The organism is Arthrobacter sp. P1_C12_2 (assembly GCF_056406415.1).
Map to the genome: position 1 here is coordinate 1 of NZ_JBFUAF010000031.1, position 20333 is coordinate 20333.

The 20333-nt window shown below is 61.0% G+C and carries 18 protein-coding genes; 14 read left to right on the forward strand and 4 right to left on the reverse strand.

Annotated features, from left to right (window positions below; translation table 11 throughout):
* On the reverse strand, positions 1-139 hold a 139-nt coding region (locus tag AC1DZQ_RS21600), incomplete at its 3' end, for a ferredoxin (protein WP_476965439.1).
* Positions 140-311: 172 nt separating this feature from the next.
* Entirely contained in the window at positions 312-1247 is a 936-nt protein-coding gene (locus AC1DZQ_RS21605) for a LysR family transcriptional regulator (protein WP_476945594.1), read from the reverse strand.
* Positions 1248-1365: 118 nt separating this feature from the next.
* Between AC1DZQ_RS21605 and AC1DZQ_RS21610 the strand changes: the two genes are divergently transcribed.
* The 5 genes from AC1DZQ_RS21610 to AC1DZQ_RS21630 all read left to right on the forward strand — a co-directional run bounded on the left by AC1DZQ_RS21610 (position 1366) and on the right by AC1DZQ_RS21630 (position 6281).
* Positions 1366-2571 carry an FAD-dependent oxidoreductase gene (locus AC1DZQ_RS21610; RefSeq protein WP_476869420.1) on the forward strand — a complete coding sequence of 402 codons (1206 nt, stop codon included), beginning with the start codon at positions 1366-1368 and terminating at the stop codon, positions 2569-2571.
* A gap of 63 nt (positions 2572-2634) precedes the next feature.
* Positions 2635-3783, forward strand: coding sequence for a CaiB/BaiF CoA transferase family protein (locus tag AC1DZQ_RS21615; protein ID WP_476952653.1), 1149 nt, complete (start codon positions 2635-2637; stop codon positions 3781-3783).
* 23 nt (positions 3784-3806) lie between these two features.
* Entirely contained in the window at positions 3807-4637 is an 831-nt protein-coding gene (locus AC1DZQ_RS21620) for an HpcH/HpaI aldolase/citrate lyase family protein (RefSeq protein ID WP_476965434.1), read from the forward strand.
* 86 nt (positions 4638-4723) lie between these two features.
* Positions 4724-5521 carry an SDR family oxidoreductase gene (locus AC1DZQ_RS21625; RefSeq protein WP_476869423.1) on the forward strand — a complete coding sequence of 266 codons (798 nt, stop codon included), beginning with the start codon at positions 4724-4726 and terminating at the stop codon, positions 5519-5521.
* Between the two features lie 52 nt (positions 5522-5573).
* Entirely contained in the window at positions 5574-6281 is a 708-nt protein-coding gene (locus AC1DZQ_RS21630; RefSeq protein ID WP_476869424.1) for an alpha/beta fold hydrolase, read from the forward strand.
* A 14-nt stretch (positions 6282-6295) separates the two neighbouring features.
* Here the strand turns inward: AC1DZQ_RS21630 and AC1DZQ_RS21635 are convergent, their stop codons facing one another.
* Positions 6296-6418: a hypothetical protein gene (locus tag AC1DZQ_RS21635; RefSeq protein ID WP_476869425.1), complete on the reverse strand. Its 123-nt coding sequence runs from the start codon at positions 6416-6418 to the stop codon at positions 6296-6298.
* 106 nt (positions 6419-6524) lie between these two features.
* Between AC1DZQ_RS21635 and AC1DZQ_RS21640 the strand changes: the two genes are divergently transcribed.
* The 6 genes from AC1DZQ_RS21640 to AC1DZQ_RS21665 all read left to right on the forward strand — a co-directional run bounded on the left by AC1DZQ_RS21640 (position 6525) and on the right by AC1DZQ_RS21665 (position 12827).
* Entirely contained in the window at positions 6525-7439 is a 915-nt protein-coding gene (locus tag AC1DZQ_RS21640) for a dioxygenase family protein (protein WP_476869426.1), read from the forward strand.
* Positions 7436-8491: a maleylacetate reductase gene (locus AC1DZQ_RS21645; RefSeq protein ID WP_476945599.1), complete on the forward strand. Its 1056-nt coding sequence runs from the start codon at positions 7436-7438 to the stop codon at positions 8489-8491. The genes AC1DZQ_RS21640 and AC1DZQ_RS21645 overlap by 4 nt, the downstream gene beginning before the upstream one ends.
* Before the next feature lie 453 nt (positions 8492-8944).
* Positions 8945-9136: a ferredoxin gene (locus AC1DZQ_RS21650; protein WP_476869418.1), complete on the forward strand. Its 192-nt coding sequence runs from the start codon at positions 8945-8947 to the stop codon at positions 9134-9136.
* Positions 9137-9182: 46 nt separating this feature from the next.
* Positions 9183-10418 carry an NAD(P)/FAD-dependent oxidoreductase gene (locus tag AC1DZQ_RS21655; RefSeq protein ID WP_476952656.1) on the forward strand — a complete coding sequence of 412 codons (1236 nt, stop codon included), beginning with the start codon at positions 9183-9185 and terminating at the stop codon, positions 10416-10418.
* A 634-nt stretch (positions 10419-11052) separates the two neighbouring features.
* Positions 11053-12330: an MFS transporter gene (locus AC1DZQ_RS21660; protein ID WP_476965435.1), complete on the forward strand. Its 1278-nt coding sequence runs from the start codon at positions 11053-11055 to the stop codon at positions 12328-12330.
* A 203-nt stretch (positions 12331-12533) separates the two neighbouring features.
* Positions 12534-12827: an antibiotic biosynthesis monooxygenase family protein gene (locus tag AC1DZQ_RS21665; RefSeq protein WP_476869430.1), complete on the forward strand. Its 294-nt coding sequence runs from the start codon at positions 12534-12536 to the stop codon at positions 12825-12827.
* Positions 12828-13370: 543 nt separating this feature from the next.
* On the opposite strand, the gene AC1DZQ_RS21670 is transcribed toward AC1DZQ_RS21665, so the two are convergent.
* A complete protein-coding gene (locus AC1DZQ_RS21670) occupies positions 13371-15785 on the reverse strand; it encodes an ATP-binding protein (protein ID WP_476965436.1) in 2415 nt (804 codons plus the stop codon).
* Positions 15786-16260: 475 nt separating this feature from the next.
* Between AC1DZQ_RS21670 and AC1DZQ_RS21675 the strand changes: the two genes are divergently transcribed.
* The 3 genes from AC1DZQ_RS21675 to AC1DZQ_RS21685 all read left to right on the forward strand — a co-directional run bounded on the left by AC1DZQ_RS21675 (position 16261) and on the right by AC1DZQ_RS21685 (position 19332).
* Positions 16261-17451: an acyl-CoA dehydrogenase family protein gene (locus AC1DZQ_RS21675; protein WP_476952658.1), complete on the forward strand. Its 1191-nt coding sequence runs from the start codon at positions 16261-16263 to the stop codon at positions 17449-17451.
* Positions 17452-17463: 12 nt separating this feature from the next.
* On the forward strand, positions 17464-17970 hold the full coding sequence (locus AC1DZQ_RS21680) for a flavin reductase family protein (protein ID WP_476945603.1): 507 nt from the start codon (positions 17464-17466) through the stop codon (positions 17968-17970).
* A 420-nt stretch (positions 17971-18390) separates the two neighbouring features.
* Positions 18391-19332, forward strand: a complete 942-nt coding sequence (locus AC1DZQ_RS21685; RefSeq protein ID WP_476945604.1) for an NAD(P)H-binding protein — start codon at positions 18391-18393, stop codon at positions 19330-19332.
* The last annotated feature ends 1001 nt before the right edge of the window (positions 19333-20333 follow it).

The following is a 20333-nucleotide window of genomic DNA, read 5'->3' on the forward strand; positions in this document are numbered from 1 at the left end:
GGTCCTCGCGCTCATCCTCGACCTCGGAACGCAGCTGTTSGAGCGTGCCGTCCTGGTCGATCCGGAACACGTCGGGCATCAATGCAGCGCAGGTGCCGTTGGCATCGCAACGTTGCAGGTCCACGTTGAGTTTGATCATGGGAAAGTCGCCCTTCGTCAGGATTATCAGGCCGAGCAGCCCTTACTTCTGAGAAGGGACGCGATCGGCCGTGTCGTTCATGGTCTACCTTGCGGGCGCATGAGACATTTCACAAATACCAATATCGGGCCCTACCCATCTATTTCAGATATGCCATAGGTCACAGCCACTGTTATGGCGAGGCAGGTACGTGTGGGTCGACCGGGATCTGATCGTCGAAAAACAGTGCCGCGAACCGCTCGGCGACTGGAGTCACGACTCCTTCCCTTCGCCTCACGATTGCAATTGGCACGTTCGGCCACCCCCCGGTTACCGGGATTTGGGCGACGTCGGGGTGGAGCCGGGCCATCTCTAAACTGGAAAGAGATACGCCCACCCCAGCACCGACCAACTGCGCCGCAGTCATGACCGTGGGCACCGGAATAACCCCTGTCGGATTCGCCCCCGTCGACGCGAACTTGTCGGACCAGATCCGCCACAGGATGCGTACCCCCGGGATTCGGGCGGGCAGGATCCAGGTAGCGTCGGCCAGCGTCGCCACATCGAGTGGCGTGGTCTCATCGAGCCCCCAGGACTTGGGTGCGATAAGAGTCAGTGGAAGCTCRTCAACAATCTTCACGTCGAAATGCACCCCGTTGATAGGTTGGAGCGGCTCCTCGGCCACGACCGGCATGATCGCCAAGTCCAGGGTGCCGTCGGCGAGCCGGTCCAACTGCACCTTGGGATTGGCGTCGGTCAGATCCAGCGTCACGTTGCGGTAAATCGAGAGGAATTCAGAGATCTTGGTGCTGCCGATCCGCCACAGGCACATCGGTTCACACCCCAACTTGAGTTCGCCAGCGAGCCCTTGGCCCATGGATCGCAGCGTGTCCGCGATTCTGCGCTCCTCGGCGAGCAGGCGCTGACCGGCGTGGTGAAGGTACTCGCCGGCGGACGTTAGTTCGATGCCGCGGGGCTTGCGCTCGAACAATGTCACTCCGACCTCCTTCTCGAGTTTGGCCATCGCCATGCTCAACGGCGGCTGCGAGATGCGCAGGGCGTGGGACGCCTCGGTGATAGAGCCGTTCTCAGCAACGGCGATGAAATAGCGAACATTCCGAAGATCCATGCATTTAGCATATGGGAACCGCTACAAATTGGTATTTGATGTATGACTCGATCTGGGTGACGGTTGATGTGAGGGCGGCCACGCTCAACTTTCTAAGCACGTCCACAACGGAGGCAACATGACATACCAGCAGCAGGTGATCGTGGCCGGAGCCGGTCCTACGGGTCTGCTCAATGCGCTGGGCCTGGCACAGCAGGGACTCGACGTCACCGTCGTCGAACGCGCATCGGAGCCACAGGACGCCCCCCGGGCCATCCTCTACCACTGGTCCACTCTGGACGGGCTTGAACGGCTCGGCCTTTTCGAAGACGCTACCCAAGCCGGTTTCCTCAAGCAGGACTATGCCCATTACGTCCGGGACACGGGAGAAACCATCAACTACGGCCTGCAGGCGCTGGAGGGCCGCGTCACTCACCCCTATAACCTCCACCTGGGCCAGGATGCGTTGGCCAAGATCATCTTGCGCCACCTCGAGCAGTTCCCGAATGTGCGAGTGCTCTGGGGACACAAGGTCACCGGGGTCACGCAGGACCGCGAAGTGGTCACCGTCACCGCGGAACACGAGGGAAATCCCGTGAAGTTGCGCGCTCCGTGGCTTATCGCAGCCGATGGTGCAAGCTCCGCTGTCAGGAACGCCCTGGATCTTCCGTTCGAGGGATTCACGTGGCCCGAGCGGTTCGTTGCCGCCAACATCCGGTTCCCTGACGACCGTAGGGGCTGGGCCCAGACCACGTTCTATGTCGACGACGTCTTCGGGGCGATCATCGTAAAAATCGACAACTCGGGTCCGCACGGCCTGTGGCGCTACACATACATGGAAGACGCCGTCCTGCCCGAAGAAGGGGTCGTCGAACGGCTCCCGCGCTTCCTGGAGCAGATCTTCGGCCCCGAGGTGGCCGCGGGCACGACGCTGGACGCCATTGCCCCCTACCGCATGCATCAGCGCAGCGCTCCCACGTACCGCGTCGGCCGAGTCCTGCTGGCCGGCGACGCCGCTCACGCCACGAATCCCACGGGCGGCTTCGGACTGACCATGGGTCTGTTCGACTCCTATGTTCTCAACGAGGCCCTGGGCGCCGTGATCTCCGGGCAGGCGGACGATTCCGTCCTCGATGCGTACGCGGATTTGCGCCGCACCGCCTTCATAACAAAAGCCAGTCCCCGCGCCACGGCCAACAAACAGTTGATCTTTCACTCGTCGGATCCGGTCCGCAGGGACAAGGACCTGGAGGTGTTCCGGCGCATGAGCGCCGATCCTGAGCTCGCCGCGGAGGTCCTCTACTTCACTAAAACGCTGGAGACGCCCTCGCTGATGCGGGTCTAAGACTTTCTTCCAGCATCACCGAAACAGCCAGCCATCCGGCATCATCACGTCAGGAGTCTTTACATGCTTCCTCTGAGCGGCATCACCGTCGTCTCGCTCGAACAAGCAGTCGCCGCGCCGTTCGCAACGCGCCAACTTGCCGATCTGGGCGCTCGGGTCATCAAGATCGAGCGGCCCGGTCCGGGCGACTTTGCCCGCGGATACGACGAAACCGTCAAGGGCATGGCAAGCCACTTTGTCTGGTTGAACCGGTCTAAAGAATCGGTGGCACTGGATTTGAAGAGCCCGGAGGGCAATCATGCCGTTCACGAGTTGGTGCGCAGCGCGGATGTGTTCGTGCAGAACCTGGCTCCCGGTGCGGCAGAGCGTCTTGGGCTCGGCGCTGAAGCTCTGCGTGGCGAGCGTCCTGAGCTGATTCACGTCTCGATCTCCGGTTATGGCGCCGACGGCCCGTATTCATCGAAGAAGGCCTACGACCTGCTTGTGCAGTGCGAAGCCGGCCTGGTTTCCATCACCGGCACCGACGCAACCCCCTCCAAGGTCGGTATTTCGATTGCGGATATTGCCTCTGGCATGTACGCATACTCAGGCATCCTCACTGCCCTGATCCAACGCCAGCAGACCGGGGAGGGAGCCACCATCGAGTTATCCATGCTCGAGGCGCTGGGGGAGTGGATGGGCTTCCCGATGAACTATGCCGTGTACGGTGGGGCCGCGCCGAAACGCACAGGCGCCTCGCACGCTGCCATCGCCCCCTACGGTCCCTTCACTTGCGGCGACTCGAAGCAGGTCTTCTTAGGCATCCAAAACGAACGTGAGTGGGCTACTTTCTGCGATCGGGTCCTCGGCCGTCGAGAAGTGGCCGAGGACGAACGCTTCGTCCGCAATTCCCTGCGTGTTGAGCACTCCATGGACCTTACCTCGGTGATCGAGCAGGCCCTTGCCCGGCACACTGCAGATGAGGTCGTGGACTTGCTCGAGGACGCCGGCATCGCGAACGCCTTGCTACGCGACATGCAGGGGTTTGCGGACCACCCCCAGCTGGCGGCACGCAACAGATGGCGGGAATATGATTCACCAGCCGGACCCTTGCGGGCACTGATTCCGCCGGCGACCTTCGTGGGGCAGGAACCGGTAATGAACCGTGTCCCCGACGTGGGAGAGGACACTGAGCGGGTTTTGACCGAGTTCGGGGTGCTGGAAACCACATGAGACCGCTAAGCATTCAGGATCCTGTGGTCACACTCCAAAGCGCTCGTTCGTTTCTCTTCGTTCCGGGAGACCGGCCCGAGAGGTTCTCGAAGGCCGTGGCCTCCGGGACCGATGTGGTCGTCCTCGACCTGGAAGACGCTGTCAGCGCAGAGAACAAAGACGCGGCACTGCAAGCGGTCACTGCCTGGCTGTCAGGAACGGGTCATGCTCTGGTACGGATCGGACGGGACGAGGACCTCGAGGCTTTGACGGGGCTTCCCGGTCTTCTCGGAGTGATGGTCCCGAAGGCCGAGAACCCAGATGCTCTGTTAAGGATTTCCGAGGCGGTGGAGCGGCCCGTGATCGCGCTGATCGAATCGGCTTCCGGCGTCCTGGCGGCCAATTCTTTGGCAAGTGTCCCCGGAGTGGCCCGGTTGGCGTTTGGAGAGCTCGACCTGGCTGCGGACATCGCGGCCCAGCCGAACCAGCGCGCAATGCTGATGGCTCGATCGCTGTTGGTCCTTGCCTCCCGCTCGCAGGGCCTCCCCGGTCCGCTGGACGGCGTGACCTCAAAACTCGACGACGACTCTTTGCTAAACGATGACCTGCACGCCGCTCTCGAGTTGGGGATGTCCGGGAAGCTGCTCATACATCCGCGTCAGGTCGCCGTGACACACAGCGCTTTCCGTCCCAGCGATGACGAGATCACGTGGGCACGGCGCGTCGTGGAGTCCACCAAGGGGGGAGAAGCTGTGGTCAAAGTCGACGGGCAAATGGTCGATGCCCCCGTGCTGCTTCGTGCACAAGCCATTCTCGCGCGCCGGCCTGAATGCGTAAGCACGATCCCGACAAGCAGCTCTGCCGGCGCACCGTGACCTGCCGTTAACGGCATGCATGCAATCAAAAACCTCGACGGTAGATCGAGAAAAAACGCCGTGAAGTTCACGGCCAAGGAGGACAGATGAGTAGGCACGTGAACGAGCGACCGGTCGCCGTGATCACCGGCGGTGGGGGTGGTCTTGGCAACGACATCGCGGATCATCTCGCGGATGACGGATTCGACCTTGCACTGCTTGATGTCTCCAAGGCGGCACTGGAAACCGCAGTGGACCGGCTTGGTGCCAGGTTCCCCGGTCTCAAGGTCCTTACCATAGCTGGGAACCTGTCCGACGAATCCATCGTCAACAAAGCATTCAATCGTATCGAAGACGAGTTCGGGCGAATCGATGCGCTCGTCAGCGCAGCTGGAGGCAGCGGCACCGCAATAGTGCGCGATCTATCCGAACTCAGCGGGGAAATCTGGCGCTCCGTGGTGGAAAGCAACCTGACCAGCACGTTCCTGTGCGCCCAGCACGCCGTTCCGATCATGTTGAAGCGCGGCTATGGGCGCATCGTAAACTTCTCTTCCCTCGTCGCCGACGGCCTCGATGGCCCTTCCGGAACCGTGGGGGCCCGTCTGGCTTACGCTGCCTCCAAGGGAGGCATCGTCAGCCTCACCAAGCAGCTCGGCAAGGACCTCGGCAGTACCGGAATCACCGTCAACGCCATCGCCCCGGGCCTCGTCCTCCCGACCACGGGCCGGGTTCGCGACTCGTTCGAATCCATGGGTGAGGAAGACAGAGCCGCCACCGCCGCCGCCATCCCCGTGGGCAGACCCGGAACCGGACACGAGATTGCCGCAGCCGTTGCCTACCTCGTCTCCGAGGCGGCCGCATTCACCTCCGGCACGGTGCTGCACGTCGACGGCGCCGCATCCTGACCACCACCCACCAATCGAAACGAGAATCCCCGTGACACACCCCCAGCTAGTTATGCTTCCGGCCCTGGGTGCCGATTCCCGCCTGTGGCAGCCGGTCATTGACGAACTCGGCGCCGAGTTCGACTGCACGGTCATTCGCGGTGAAGGGAAGACAATTGAGGCAATGGCAGACCATGTTCTGTCCAAAGCACCCAAGGAATTCATCCTCGTCGGGATCTCGATGGGCGGGTACCTCTCCCTTGAAATCGCACTGCGGAACACCGGTAGAGTGAAGGCGCTGGCGTTGTTCAACACCTCGGCCGTCGCCGCGCCTGAGGACCGCCGACAAAACTCGATCGACCTAATCTCCCTCGTCGAATCCGGCGCCTTCCAGAGGGCAATCGATCGCACGACTCCGGTCGTATCACGGGGCATTCCCGAGATCCAGCGCCTCGCGGCAGCGATGACCAAAGAACTCGGCCCGCGGGTGTTCGTCGACCAGCAGCGCGCCGTCCTTGGCCGTTCGGACCGACGTGCGGAACTGAACACCATCACATGCCCCACCCTCGTAGTGGGCAGCAACGAGGACACCATCACCCCGCCGAAGCTGAGCGAAGACCTGGCACACCGGCTCCCTAATGCGCGGCTTGTCCTTATCAAGGGCAGTGGGCACTTCACCCCGCTGGAACAGCCGGCCGAGGCCGCGGCTGCGCTGGCTGATTTCATTCGCGCTCTAACAGAAGATGCAGCTCAGAATGATCAAAAGATTGCGATCACATGAGTTTTCGTCACTGGTCAGGCCTGGTACTGGGCGGCCAGCACAACACCGGAGAACATCCGGGACGGCTGCGGCACCGCCTGGCGGATCCCGATCCAGAAGGGCCGGTCGCCGCTGATCGACCCCGGGTTACCCGTCATCCAAGCGTTTGCGGGGGACGCTGGGGCGGCCCGCCTTTTCCCAGCTCCGGCCTTCCACCCCGGATCCTGACGCACCTACAAAAGCCGACCTAAGGAAACGTCCACCATGACCACAGACCTGGGGCCTGAATCGCTCACCGCCGCTGTCGTCGGCAGCTTCAAAAACACGCCCGACCAACGGCTGAAAGCCGTGCTGGAAAGCCTCACCCACCACCTTCACGAGTTCGTCCGCGAAGTGGCCCCGAGCATACAGGAGTGGGAAGCAGCTATCGACTTCCTCACCGCCACCGGGCAGAAGTGCGACGACGTACGGCAGGAATTCATCCTGCTCTCCGATGTGCTCGGAGTCTCGATGCTGGTCGAGACGATCAACGACGAAGAAACCCCGGACGCAACAGATTCAACAGTCCTCGGCCCCTTTCACATGGTTCAGTCACCGGAACGGGTCCTGGGCGAAAACATCTCTGCCGAGAGCGAGGGCGACGTGTGCGTCGTCCGAGGAAGCATCACTTCGGTCACCGGGGAACCAGTGCCCGGCGCCAGGATCGATGTCTGGCAGGCCAACACCAAAGGCTTCTACGACGTCCAACAGCCCGGCATCCAAACCATCGGCAACGGGCGGGGTCTGTTCACAGCCGACGAACACGGCGAGTTCTACTTCCGCAGCGTCATCCCCAGCTACTACCCGATCCCAACCGACGGACCCGTGGGCGACCTTTTGCGCGCCACCGAGAGGCGCCCCTACCGCCCTGCCCACATCCACTTCATCGTCGCCGCACCCGACTACATGAAATTGACCACGCACATCTTCGTCGGCGGCAGCGAATACATCGACTCGGACGCAGTGTTTGCGGTAAAGGAAAGCCTCATCAAGCCCTTCACCACCAACGCGGATCCCGAAGCGGCCGCGGCCCTCGGAGTGGCGGCGCCCTTCGTCGAAGGCGTCATCGACATCGTCCTGCACCCCGAAGCCCGTCCCCACGAAGATAGCAATGAGACCGTCAAGGAGATCGTCCGATGAAGGACTTCCAGTACCAGGCCCTGCCGATGCGCGTCACCTTCGGAACCGGCTCGCTCAAGTCACTGCCCGACGAAGTCCGCCGCCTCGGCCTGCGGCGTGTACTGGTCCTCTCCACCTCCTTCCAGGAGGACCTGGCCCGGGAAGTCTCAGATCAGCTCGGGGAGCTCAGCGCCGGCGTGCACCCCGAAGCCCAGATGCACGTTCCGGTCGAATCTGCCCACCGCGCACGCGATGTCGCCAAGGCCGCCGGGGCCGACGGGTACGTCGCTGTGGGCGGCGGCTCCACGACCGGACTGGGCAAGGCCATCGCACTGGAGTTCGGGGCCCCCATCATCGCGGTACCCACCACCTACGCCGGTTCCGAAATGACTCCCATCTGGGGCCTCACCGCCGAGGGAGAGAAAAAGACCGGCCGCGATCCCAAGGTGCTGCCCACAAGCGTCATCTACGACCCCGAACTGACCCTGACCCTGCCCGTGGGCATGTCCGTCACCAGCGGATTCAACGCCATCGCCCACGCCGTCGAGGCGCTGTATGCGCCCGACGGATCCCCCATCATCTCCCTCATGGCAGAGGAAGGCACCCGCGCCCTGGTCAAGGCGCTGCCGAAGATCGCAGAGAACCCGGCCGACATTGAGGCCCGCTCGGACGCCCTCTACGGGGCCTGGCTCTGCGGAGCCACCCTGGGAGCCACAACCATGTCCCTCCACCACAAGCTCTGCCACACCCTCGGCGGAACCTTCAACCTGCCGCACGCCGAAACGCATACCGTCGTTCTGCCCTACGCACTGGCGTACAACTCCGCACACGCGCCGGAGGCCATCGCCGCGCTGCAACGCGCCACAGGAGCGCAGGAACCCGCCAGCTACCTTCGCCAGCTGAGCCTGGACCTCGGAGCGCCAGCGTCCCTGCGCGAACTCGGGCTCACCGACATCGACGTTGAGACGGTCGTCGAACAGGCCACCCGCAACCCCTACGCTAACCCGCGCGCGGTCACCGGCGACGGCATCCGCGCCCTCCTCACCGCCGCGCTCAACGGCGAAACCGTCTAACAACCGATCCGAGAGCCGCCCGAACGGGAAAGGGCCAGCTGGGGGTCCTCGGCCCTCGGCAGCAGAGCCGCCGGGATGGGGCACACGTGACATCGGGCTCCGATACCGGGGTGGTCCGACAGGTGCTCAGGAGCCCGACCCGCAGTTCGTCTCACGAGGACGTCGCCTGCCGCCTCCGGGCGACGGGACTCAGCATGGCCGTTGTTCCACGCGAGTCGGCCCCCGCGAACTCTCAAGCACTGTCACCCCCTCATGCTCACCGGACAGGTCCGCGAGAGTACAAGGAACCGCGAACAGCCATACATAAAATAGATGGGAAGGGCGCAATATTGGTATTTGTGAAATGTCTCATATGGTCGCAAGGTGGAGAGGAAACACCGACATGGTCGTCGCATTCCTTCTCAGAAGTAAGGGCTGCTCGGCCTGATAATCCWGACGAAGGGCGACTTTCCCATGATCAAACTCAACGTGGACCTGCAACGTTGCGATGCCAACGGCACCTGCGCTGCTTTGATGCCCGACGTGTTCCGGATCGACCAGGACGGCACGCTCGAACAGCTGCGTTCCGAGGTCGAGGATGAGCGCGAGGACGACCTCGAAGAAGTCATCCTCTGCTGCCCGATGGGAGCGATCTCGCGATCATGACGAACACCCACTCTCAACTCTCAGAATCCAGTTAGGAAGTACGGCTATGCCCCAGACCGCTACCGACGTTGTCATCATAGGTGGATCCACGGCAGCACTGCGTGCTGCCGAAACCGTTACTCGGCAGGCCCCGGAACTGGACGTCACCATCATCAGTGAGGAGGCTCACCTGCCCTATGAGCTGCCGCCGTTGTCAAAGATTCCCTTGAAGGATCACGTCGATATCGAGTCTCTCGTCTACCCGGTCGCTCGTGAACTGCGAGAGAAGGGCGTCCATTACCGTCTCGGGGAGCGTGCCACGGCCATCGATCCGGCGCGCCGGGTCGTCACCACTGATACCGGCCAGGTCAGGTACCGGGCCGCTATCATCACGACCGGTTGCGAACCGATCGTGCCTCCGATGTTCCGAGGCCAGCAGGACGTGTACGTATTGCGCCGGTTCGACGACTCGGTGGCGCTGCGCCAAGCCGTCGAAGATCGTCAGCGCTCCGTGGCCATCGTCGGCGCCGGCTTCATCGGTGGCGAATTCGCTTCGACGTTGATCAGCGACGGTCGCAAGGTCTCGCTAATCGACCTGTCTGTGCACCCCTTGATCCGTTTCGGTGAAGAGGTCTCCGGCGTTTACGAAGAGCTCCACCGTTACAAGGGAGTCGCAACGTTTTTCGGCGTGGGAGCGACTGGGACGATCGAGCGAGATGGCAGCCGATTCTTGCAGCTCAGCGACGGCCGCGAGGTCGCAGCCGATGTGATTGTCGTGGGAGTCGGGGTGCGGCCAGCCGTTTCCTGGCTGGGTTCCTCGGGAATCCCGCTGGATAACGGCATCGTCGCCGATGAGTATCTCCATACCGTTGAGGGCGTGTTCGCTGCGGGCGACGCCGTCTGCTGGCCCAACGCCCGATTCAACGCCACCATGCGTATCGAGCACTGGACCACCGCCGCGGAGCAGGGGCGTGGAGCCGGACTGAATGCCGTGAAGTACCTCAAGGATGAGCCGCTCGTTCCCTTCGTGAACGTGCCCTTCTTCTGGTCGGATCAGCACGGTCAAAGAGTCCAGTGGGCCGGTCATCAGCTGGGAGGGGAGCAAGTGGTATTCAACCGGAACGAGGGCGGCGAGCTATTTCTCTTCCGCAAGGGTGATCTCGTCACCGGTGTCCTGGCCTTCGAACGGCGCCAGGAGTTTGTGCAATTGCGCGCGAAGCTCCGCCAACCCCTCGCATGGGACGTCGCCCTCGGTATTGCTTCGGGATTCGAGTCCACGGCCCGAGAGGTGCCAGTGCCGTGACTGTCCAAAGACGCCGCTATGTTTCCTGCCCTTGCGGCTCCCTCCTGGAAGGCGCCGATGATGACGAGCTCGTCAGCTCGGTACGTACACACCTGAGCGAAGTACATCCAGGATTGGACTACGACCGGGACCAAATCTTACTCATGGCCTACTGACCGCCGGGAGACGGACTCGAGGAACGCTCGCGCCGCGATGCCGGTCCGCCCGTACATCGGCTTCTGAGGAAGGCGGAGCGGTAGCGACCCGGAAGGTTGTTTCACGAGTCCGCGGAGTGTGGGATCCGGCATCTAACAAAAAGCGCGGTCCATCACGTTCCGAGCCATAGTGGGGCCCAAAGCCAGAATGGGCGTCGAGCGATGTCTGTCACAGCGACCTCGTCCTGGCCTTCAAACGAATCTCCTTCTGGAACCTGCAGACATAACTGCCTCATCCAGTGGGACCAAAGGCGCGTCGGTAAGTGGCTGAAGAGCGCTAATCCGATATCGAAGCGATCCATGAGTTTTTTCAATGAAAGTTCGAAACCAATAAGACGTCGCATCATCCCAGCGATACAGCGACATCAAATTCAGGAGTCTTAATGTCAGTCAACACGCCCACCAGCGCCCGAATGAAATCGGTACTCTTTTCGAGTTTTATGGGAAGCGCAATCGAATTCTACGATTTCCTGCTCTACGGCCTGGCCGCCAGCGTGGTGTTTGCCCCTCTCTACTTCGCAAACCTGTCTCCGGCAATGGGGATGATCGCATCCTTCGCGACGTTGGCCGTTGGATATCTGGCCAGGCCGCTGGGCGGACTGATCTTCGGCCCGTTCGGAGACCGCCTCGGACGAAAGAAGATGCTCGTCCTGACGATGCTCATGATGGGTGGTGCGAGCTTCTGCATCGGGCTGATCCCGACCCAGGCGGCCATAGGTCAGCTGGCACCCCTGCTGCTGATCGTCCTGCGCGTGATCCAGGGTATAGCCGTCGGTGGCGAGTGGGGCGGAGCAGCACTGATGGCTATGGAGCATTCAACGCGGGAACGCCGAGGCTTTTCCGCCAGTTTCGCCAACATGGGTGGCCCCGCGGGTGCCGCCTTGGCAACTGCCGTGTTCAGCCTGTGCAGCATGATGCCCGACGAAGCGTTCATGAGCTGGGGCTGGCGGGTGCCGTTCCTCCTCAGCGCAGCCCTTGTCGCCATTGGGCTGTTCGTTCGCCTCAAGGTCGCCGAATCACCGGTCTTCCTTGAAGCTCAGCGACAGGCAGCCTCGTCTCACGCGCGTCGGCGAAACCCGATCCTCGAGGTGGTCACCAAGTATCCGCGCGCCGTCATCATCGCTTGCCTGGCAACAATCATGGCCTTCGCCGTCCAGTCCCTGCTGGCCACCTTTGCCGTGCCGTACGCCGTCGCTTCAGGCCACAGCCGCTCCGAAGTCCTATGGATCAGCCTCGCGACCCAGGTGATCCATGTATTCACGATCCCGATGTTCGCAGCCCTCTCTGACAGGATCGGCCGTCGCAAGGTCATGGTGGCCGGCGTGATCGGCATGACCCTCATGATTCACCCCATCTGGCTAATGGTCGCCTCAGATAACCTCCTGCTGCTCTTCCTGGCATTCCTGATTGGCAACCCCGTGCTCCAAGCTATGGTTTACGGGCCCACCGCCGCATACATCTCTGAAATGTTCGGCGCCGAATCCCGCTACACCGGTGCCTCCTTGGCCTACCAATTGTCCTCGACTCTGGGCGGCGGTCTCGTCCCTCTCGCGGCCACCGCCCTGCTGGCAGCCCGCGGCGGAAACGACCCGGTATACGTCTCCGCCTTGGTCATGGCCATCGGACTGGTCAGCCTCCTCGCACTGTTCGCGCCTGCTCGTGGCTACAAGGACAAGACGCAAGAAGGGGCCAAGGCCGCGGTATCCGTGGAGTCGTGACAGGGCAGAGCGTCCCCCGCTGAAACTACGCCGGGGACGCTCTGCCAACAATTTAGACGCCTAAGACTCCACTGCCGAGACACGGTCAGGGGAGTGTGGCGGCGAGGGCAGCCGTTGCGTCGAGGTTCGGGGAAATGGGCCCTAAATGCGGGCCGGATCTGCACACGCCTGCTGGCAGATGCCTGAGTTGATGAGAGGATCTGATGATCTACGAACATGCTGACCTCCGGATAAATCCAGAAACCGAAACCGGGTTCCTCGTGGACTTTGCGGCTGTCAGGCGTTTGTTGCTCGAGGCAGAAGGATGCCTTTCCGTTGAGCTGTTGGTAAGTGTCGACACTCCAGCCGCGTATCTGCTTCGGGTGGGTTGGGAAAGAATTGAAGACCATACAGACACTTTTCCTGGCACCCTCCAAGCCAACGAACTGGGCAGAGTGCTGATGGCGCACTGCGCAACTCGACCGAACGTCATCCATTACAACGGTCAGGAAGTATAGTCACGGGAGTCGAATCCCTTGGTGGGCCATGAACCAGCCTAGATGATCGGGCTCGTCCCACACATCCATTTTTTGAATGCTCAATATTGCACCGCACTAATGCCATCCCGATCCGATGAGGGCATGGGGCAGCGCCCGGCATATCGAGAACGTATGGTAACGAGCGATAATTCGTATTTGTGTGATAGTTCGAAAGGGCTCAAGCTAAACCTAGTCTCGTTTGGAGAAGCTCCGGACGCAGTTTTAGTCCTGTGTTACCTGTTCCTTACCGAGGACGGGTCCCGGCTACGCTGCGAGACAAAACAATCCGCCCCGCTCAATGAGGAGTACCAAATGGGCAAGATCGGCATCTATCTCGAAAGAATCCTGCACCTGCGGCGAGTTCCGCCGAACAGCCCATATCCGCCCTCGCCACACTTTCACCCGTATGGGGCGTCTCTGCACCTGATGGCGTACCCATGGGTGGGATTGCACATCGAGGAAAGTGGTTAGCCTGGCCTGAGGACTGCAACAGTCGGGCGATGCCCAGCAGGGCAGGATTGTTTACCCCGCCCTAATCCGGCCGACGACCCAGGACGCGATTTGGGTGCGTGAGGTGAAGCCCAGCTTGGCCAACATCCGCTCGATGTGTCGACCGATTGTCCTGTGCGAGAGCACTAGCTCGGCGGCGATTTCCCTATTGCTCCGCCCTTGGGCAACGAGGGCCGCAACCTGCTCTTCCCGTTCGGTAAGTTGCGGGCCCCCGTGCTGGCTGTAAGGATCCACAAGCACCGATTTGACTGTACAGTGGGCTGCAGAATTTTTGTGACCCGCGGAGCCTTCTGCCTGCGGTGCTACATACGCGGCGCGCGCCGAGTTCAACGCGACCTCCACGGCCTGATCCATTGATAGCGCGGGCCGGCCGTCGAGGATGGACAGGTACCGGGCTTCCCCGAGTTCGTTCCGTACCTGGGCCGCAGTCTGCTCGAAGTCGGTTTCAAGAGGACCAAATGCAGAAATTGTGGTGCCAATTCCTTTCCATACCGACTGTGCCGCGTGAAAAAGAATTGCCGCTGATTCATAGCGCCCGTTCGAGGCAGCGGTCCATGACATCTGCTCGATGGTCAGTGCAATGCAGAGCCCGTCATGGAAGTCGCCTTGAATTTCCAGCGCGGCGATCTGGGAGCAGCGGGCCTCATCGAGTTGGCCCAGGTGCCACTGGCAGAGGCCCATGACTGCGTGCCCGTAAGCCTGGCTCCACCGCTCGCCTCGTTTGCCGCTTTCAGCCAGGACCTCCCGGCACGTTGCGAGGGCGTCCTCTATCCGGCCGGCGTACATTTGCGCCCAGGCCAAAAGGAAAAGCGCGGTAAGTTCTGATGCACTATCCCCTTCCCGGTGATGGACGGCAGCAGCGTTACGAAAGAGATCAATGGCGTGCTCAAGTCGTCCCCCGAAGACTTCTCTGAGAGCTTCCCAATGATCAACATGAGCAGCCAGCACCTGATGGTCCAGGTCACGAGCGATAACGCGGCACTCCCCAAGATATTGTTGCGCCGCTTCACCGTCCCCCTGAAGCAGGGATACCCAGGCGGCTACCCACAGCGCAGCCCCACGTTCCGGTGTGCAGTGCGTGTCCAGGCTCAGCATTCGGTCGAGCCATCGGCGGCCATCGCTGAGGTTGCCGCCGGCGATCCAGTGGTACCTGAGCAGAGCCRCAAGATTCATCCCTGCTAGTTCCTCTCCCGGCGTGGTCGCTGACCATTCCAGCGCTGAGAGGATATTCGTATGATCGCGCCTGGCCGCGGCGAGGCGGGTTGCCTGGTCCGGCCCGCACCAGAGCGCTACCGTTTCAGACGCCTTGCCGAGGTAGTGGTCGCGCTGGCGACGACGCAAGTCAGAAGATTCTCCGATGCTTTCAAGCAGGTTTGCACCGTACTCCCGGAAGGTCATCAGCTGGCGGTACCGTCTGCGCTGATCGCCAGCAACGGGTCCGTCAATGACGATTTCTGCAACGACCAGGGACTTCGCGACGAGATGATCCAACAGGTCAAGAACATCCCGTTTGTTGAGCTGGCCGAAACCGCAAACCTCCTCCACGGCCTCGACATCGAAGCCGGCCGGAAAGACTGCAAGCCTGGCCCACAACAGCTGCTCGTCCCGCGTGCAGAGTTCATAGCTCCAATCGATGAGCGCCCTCAGCGTTTGCTGCCGAGGAATCGCTGCCCGGCTTCCGCCCGTGAGGATATCGAAACGCCGGTCCAACCGTTCCACAAGCTGAACAACCGATAAGGAGCGCAGCCGCGCGGCAGCAAGTTCGATTGCGAGCGGGATTCCGTCGAGCATTTGGCATAGCCGGGCTACGGCGAGCCGGTTGCCGTCAGTGATTTCAAACCCRGCGTCCACACTTTGGGCCCGATCCACCAGCAACCGAACAGATTCAAAGGCCTCAATCGCACCCGCATGCCCGTTTGACACAACGGGGGCACTGAGGGGCGGTACTTGGTAAACCTGCTCGCCAAAGATCCTCAAGGGTTCCCTGCTCGTTGCAATGACACGCAATTCTGGTGCGAAGTCCAAAAGCATGACTGCCAGGGCTGATACTGCATCCAGAAGATGTTCGCAGTTGTCGAGGACCAGAAGCAGCTGTCGCTCCTGGACGTAGTCCGAAATCCTCTCCGTTGGAGAGCGGCTTGACTGGTCGGGGAGTCGGAGGGCGGCGGCGATCTGGGAACCGACCAAGGCGCTGTCATCCAGAGCCGCGAGTTCAACGGTCCACACTCCGTCGCGAAAGGCCTTCCGTGTCCGTGAGGACAGCTCCGCAGCGAGGCGGGTCTTGCCGACGCCGCCGGGACCGGCAAGGGTTAGGAGGCGGGAGCGTGACATCAGCTCGCGCGCATCGGCAAGTTCTCGCCGTCGTCCAATAAAGCTCGTCAGGTTATGGCCCCCTGTGGATCGAAAAACTACTGCTTCGGTGCCCATAACCCTCCTGTGATGCAGAAAACAATACACGTAGCGGGTTGGGTCATCTGACCCGTTTTAGATCCGGTCCAGGGGACCAGACTGGGTGCAGTCAGAACGATACTTTGAAGCAAGCGGAAGGCCAGGCGCGATGAGGCGCAGAGTAGCAGCGACAACCACGTGCCGGCGTGGCGCCGGCGGGACCCGTGCGGACAATTGCCCCGCAGCCCGCATTTCTGATTCGGGCCAAGGTTGCAGCGATTCCTTTGCTGTTTCGGATCACTGGACCGCGAAGGATCTCTGGCCAGACTGCCTTGATGCACAAGCCAGCGGATCATCTGCGATCTTCCCCGCTGAGGACAGCAATTCTTAACACCAGCCCAGGCTTCTTTGGCATATCTGCCCTTCACCTAAAGGAGGACAGGTCGAAATTGTGTTTCGCCGCCAAGATTTTTGGGGTCCATCCATCAACACATCCCACTACGAAAGAGGCACCATGACAGCGACGTCGCTCGCCGAATTGTCAGATATCAATGTTCCGAATGCTGGGTTGGTGGCTCGTGCCACTGATTTGGTGCCGTTGATCCGGGAGTTCGCCGGGCAGGGTTCTGAAGCCCGGCGCGTGGCTCCGGAGGTGGTGTCGGCCTTGGAAGGTGCAGGGCTGTTCCGGATGCTGGTTCCTAAGCGATACGGCGGTATGGGTGCTTCGTTGCGTACTGCTGTGGAGGTAACGAAGGAAATTTCCCGCGGGGATGGTTCCACCGGGTGGGTTACGACGCTGATGATGGTCGGGACCGGTTTCGCCTCGACCTTTTCCCGGCAGGCCCAGGAGGATGTGTTCGGGAGCAATCCGTTGGCGAAGGTGGCCGGCACGTTCAGCCCGGGCAGCAAGAGTGAGCGGGTTGAAGGGGGCTATCTGATCAGTGGCAGGTGGCCGTATTCCTCCGGTTCCTTTGCTGCTGATTGGGCAACGCTTGGTGTCCTGCTTGACGGTGATGACCCGATGGCGCTGGCCCTCGTCCCGGCTGAGGCGTGGAGCATCGAGCCGACTTGGTTCGTCGCCGGGATGAAGGGCACCGGCAGCGACACGATCGTGGTCGAAAATCATTTTGTGCCCGAGCATCGCGTACAACGCCTCAGCAACATGCTGAGCTCAAATTTCCTCACCCCGTTCAAAGACGACCGCATGGCCAACGTTGCCTTCAATGCCGTCGCAGCCGCAATCCTCATTGCCCCGCAGATCGGCCTGGCCCGGCATGCGCTGGAAATCACCTTGGCGAAGCTGCCCGGCAAACCGGTCGCTTACACCATGTACGACAACGCCAAGAATTCACCCACCCACCAGCTCGCCGTGGCTAAGGCAGCCACGAACCTGCACATCTCAGAACTGCTGTTGAACCGGATGTGCCTGGACATCGACACGGCAGCCGACGCCGGCAAGCAGCTTGACCTGCCCACCCGGGCCCGGATCCGCAACGACACCGGCATCATCGCTGAACTGATCGGGCATGCCATCGATGCGCTGATGACCGCCAACGGTGCCGGCTCGTTCGCCGAGGCCAACGTGCTGAACCAGATCTGGCGCGACTCCGAAATCGCCGCCCGGCACGCCTTCGTCACCCCAGAAATCGGCAAAGAAGCCTACGGCCGGGTCCTGATGGGCCTAGAGCCAACCATCAACCTCTAAGGCAGGGCCAAAATGTCCACCCCCACGATCCCCCCAACACCGGCTGAGGACCCGGCACGAACTTACCGGCACGTCCTCGGACATGTCCCAACCAGCGTCGCGGTCGTCACCGCCGGCACCAGGTCCGGGCCTGTCGGAATGACCGTAGGCTCCTTCACTTCGGTCTCGCTGGAACCGCCCCTGGTGGCCTTCTTCGTTGACAAGGCCTCCAAAACATGGCCCCGCCTCTATGAAGCCAGCCACTTTGGCGTCAACATCCTCGGCCAGGACCAAACGGCGCTCTGCAAAGCATTCTCCCGCCGCTCCGAAGACCGCTTCGATGAAGTCGACTGGACCCCCTCGGACCGCGGAGTCCCATTACTGAACGACGCCATCGTCACCCTTGAATGCACCCGCTACAAAATCGATCTCATCGGCGACCACTACCAAGTCGTCGGACGCGTCGAATCCCTTGAACTACGCGCCACCAACCCACCCCTGATCTTCCTCCAAGGCAACTTCCTCAACCTCACGGTTTAGCGGCATGGACGGCGCCGGGAGGATACCTCCGCACGAATATGAAACAACGGGCCGGGCAAAGGCGCGGCCAGCAAGCCAATCGGCTCTAGCACGGGGTATCCAAATGAACATGCTAGTTGGATCTGACAAGCCGCGAAGCCGGAGAAAGCATCGCCCAGAAACGGCATCACCAAATCGATGGTGGACGATTTCACCGCTTTCATCCACCACGTATCAACGGATGTGACCCTGACCGAACCACAAGGGCACCAGCCCAGCGACGCGCTGTCGACCCCGAGGTCTAGCCCGAAACGCTGGCCACTCTGTCCGACACGTATGCGGGAGAAACCTTCTGGGACCCGCTCGGCTGACACCGAGTTCACTTGCAAGACGGTTCCCGCCAAAGAGGCCGGGAACAAACACCAGAAAGGAGGCCCCGAATTGGGCCGTATCATCATCAGTGGGGCATCAGGGGATCTTGGCCGCAGAGTCACAAAAATACTTCTTGCGGCTGACCCGGACATCGAATTAACACTTGTATCGCGCACACCAGAAAAGCTCTACAAGCACAAAACACATGGCATCCGCGTGATGCGCGGCGACTACCAGGAACCCGACTCCCTCAACGCTGCTTACACTGGCGGGGAAGTCCTCTTCCTCATCAGCGGCCTTAATCTTGGCCACCGAGTATCCGAAACGCGAAACGCAATCGCCGCAGCCAAACATGCTGGGATCCGCCACATCGTGTACACCTCGGTCGGGGGCATACACCCCAACAACCCCGCTCTTTCAGCCAGGGATCACTACCAGAGTGAACTGGATCTCAGGGCTTCCGGCTTGGACTACACATTCCTCCGTAATGCGCTCTACTCCGAGATCATCAGCAACGTCCTAGTTGCTCCTGCCACATCCAGCGGTGACATCTCACAGGCAACAGCCAAAGGGCGCTTGGCACCGGCGGCTAAAGCCGACGTCGCCCGCAGCGCTGCCACGGTCCTGCTTGAGTCCGCGAAGCATGTTGGTGCCGTCTATGAAATCACCGGACCTGAACTGTTGACCTTTGAAGAAATCGCGTACATCGGCTCGGAGGTGCATGACACTCCCATCAAGTACGTACCAATATCAGCTGATGAGCGCCTCGCCTTTTTTGACTCCATTGGTATTCCAAGGACGTACGACCCAAGCATGCCGCCAAGCGCCGATGGGCACATGTGGGCAAGCGATGAGTTGGTCACTGCCGAAGTCGCAATAGCTGAGGGTTACCAGACGGTCCTCTCCGGCCACGTGAAGCTGATAACAGGGCGTGATCCCGAATGCCTCCGGTCCGTGATGGAAAGCGTCAAGTCCGTTCGCTATGACCAGATCCCAGCAGAGGTTTCATAAGGACCATCAATAGGGACCTTGTGCGGAACGACGGCCTCGCTCCAAGCAAATTAGGGGCGAAGCCGTCTCCGTGCTCGTAACCAGGCTTGGGTTTGATCGAGCACTTTAGATATTTCGGCGCGCAGCTGGACTGTCAGGAGCCCAACCACAACATTCCATTGTGATGTGCTGTATACCGCTGTGAGATTCCACGCTATTTGAACCTGTTCCGATTTACATGAACAATCGTCCCGTTCTAGTTGAACCAGCGACTGATTCTGTGTGGTCGGAGGCTACTTGGCGGTTTGAACACCAGTTGGCGAAATGGGACTAGACGTTTGGCGAAGACCGGTTTAGTTGGCGGTACGGACGCTCGGGCTTAGTAGCAAGACTCGCAACTAAGCCCGAGTTTCTACGGGACTTTTCCCTGCCTTGCCCCCTCTTTAGTTGCCTTCACGGTCGAAGCCTGATGGCAGCGTTTGCGGGGGAGCGAATGCAGTTCGAGTCCCACCTCGGGCACAGCATTCCCCCTCGTCAGAGGGGGTTTTTGCTTTAACGTGTGTACATTGACCCTGCTCGGGTCCCTCTGACGCTTGTCGCGGCCTGAAGCCTGGCTGCCGCGTGGCCTATGAAGTTGTGTGGGTGGCGGGTCAAGTGCCCTGGCTGTGAGCCCTCTGCCTGCTGGGATCTGGGGTCATTCGGGGCTCCTCTCTGGCTTGTTCTGGCGGCCGTGGTTGGTCTTGTACCAATTCATGCCTGGGGGTTGTGGGGGTGACATGACCTGAGGGAGATTTCTTCCAAATTTTCGCCTCGACTAACCCTTCGGCTACCTGCCTGACGCCAAGCTGGTGTGTATCTAACCCTGACAGGGCGTGCTGCATATGTGCGGCATGAGTAATCGGTTATGTCGAACTCCTAAAAGGCCTCATGGTCCTCGGTGGACGAAGGGAATCATCGTGGTGAGCAGCCTTCTTACGCTTAGATCGTGGAAATGCAGCGCCGGTTTTACTGTGGTCGTTTCC

Coding starts and splice junctions, on each gene's coding strand:
- AC1DZQ_RS21610 (WP_476869420.1), top strand. CDS start 1,366: ATGACATACCAGCAGCAGGTGATCGTGGCCGGAGCCGGTCCTACGGGT.
- AC1DZQ_RS21615 (WP_476952653.1), top strand. CDS start 2,635: ATGCTTCCTCTGAGCGGCATCACCGTCGTCTCGCTCGAACAAGCAGTC.
- AC1DZQ_RS21625 (WP_476869423.1), top strand. CDS start 4,724: ATGAGTAGGCACGTGAACGAGCGACCGGTCGCCGTGATCACCGGCGGT.
- AC1DZQ_RS21630 (WP_476869424.1), top strand. CDS start 5,574: ATGCTTCCGGCCCTGGGTGCCGATTCCCGCCTGTGGCAGCCGGTCATT.
- AC1DZQ_RS21635 (WP_476869425.1), bottom strand. CDS start 6,418: ATGACGGGTAACCCGGGGTCGATCAGCGGCGACCGGCCCTTCTGGATC.
- AC1DZQ_RS21640 (WP_476869426.1), top strand. CDS start 6,525: ATGACCACAGACCTGGGGCCTGAATCGCTCACCGCCGCTGTCGTCGGC.
- AC1DZQ_RS21645 (WP_476945599.1), top strand. CDS start 7,436: ATGAAGGACTTCCAGTACCAGGCCCTGCCGATGCGCGTCACCTTCGGA.
- AC1DZQ_RS21650 (WP_476869418.1), top strand. CDS start 8,945: ATGATCAAACTCAACGTGGACCTGCAACGTTGCGATGCCAACGGCACC.
- AC1DZQ_RS21655 (WP_476952656.1), top strand. CDS start 9,183: ATGCCCCAGACCGCTACCGACGTTGTCATCATAGGTGGATCCACGGCA.
- AC1DZQ_RS21660 (WP_476965435.1), top strand. CDS start 11,053: ATGGGAAGCGCAATCGAATTCTACGATTTCCTGCTCTACGGCCTGGCC.
- AC1DZQ_RS21665 (WP_476869430.1), top strand. CDS start 12,534: ATGATCTACGAACATGCTGACCTCCGGATAAATCCAGAAACCGAAACC.
- AC1DZQ_RS21675 (WP_476952658.1), top strand. CDS start 16,261: ATGACAGCGACGTCGCTCGCCGAATTGTCAGATATCAATGTTCCGAAT.
- AC1DZQ_RS21680 (WP_476945603.1), top strand. CDS start 17,464: ATGTCCACCCCCACGATCCCCCCAACACCGGCTGAGGACCCGGCACGA.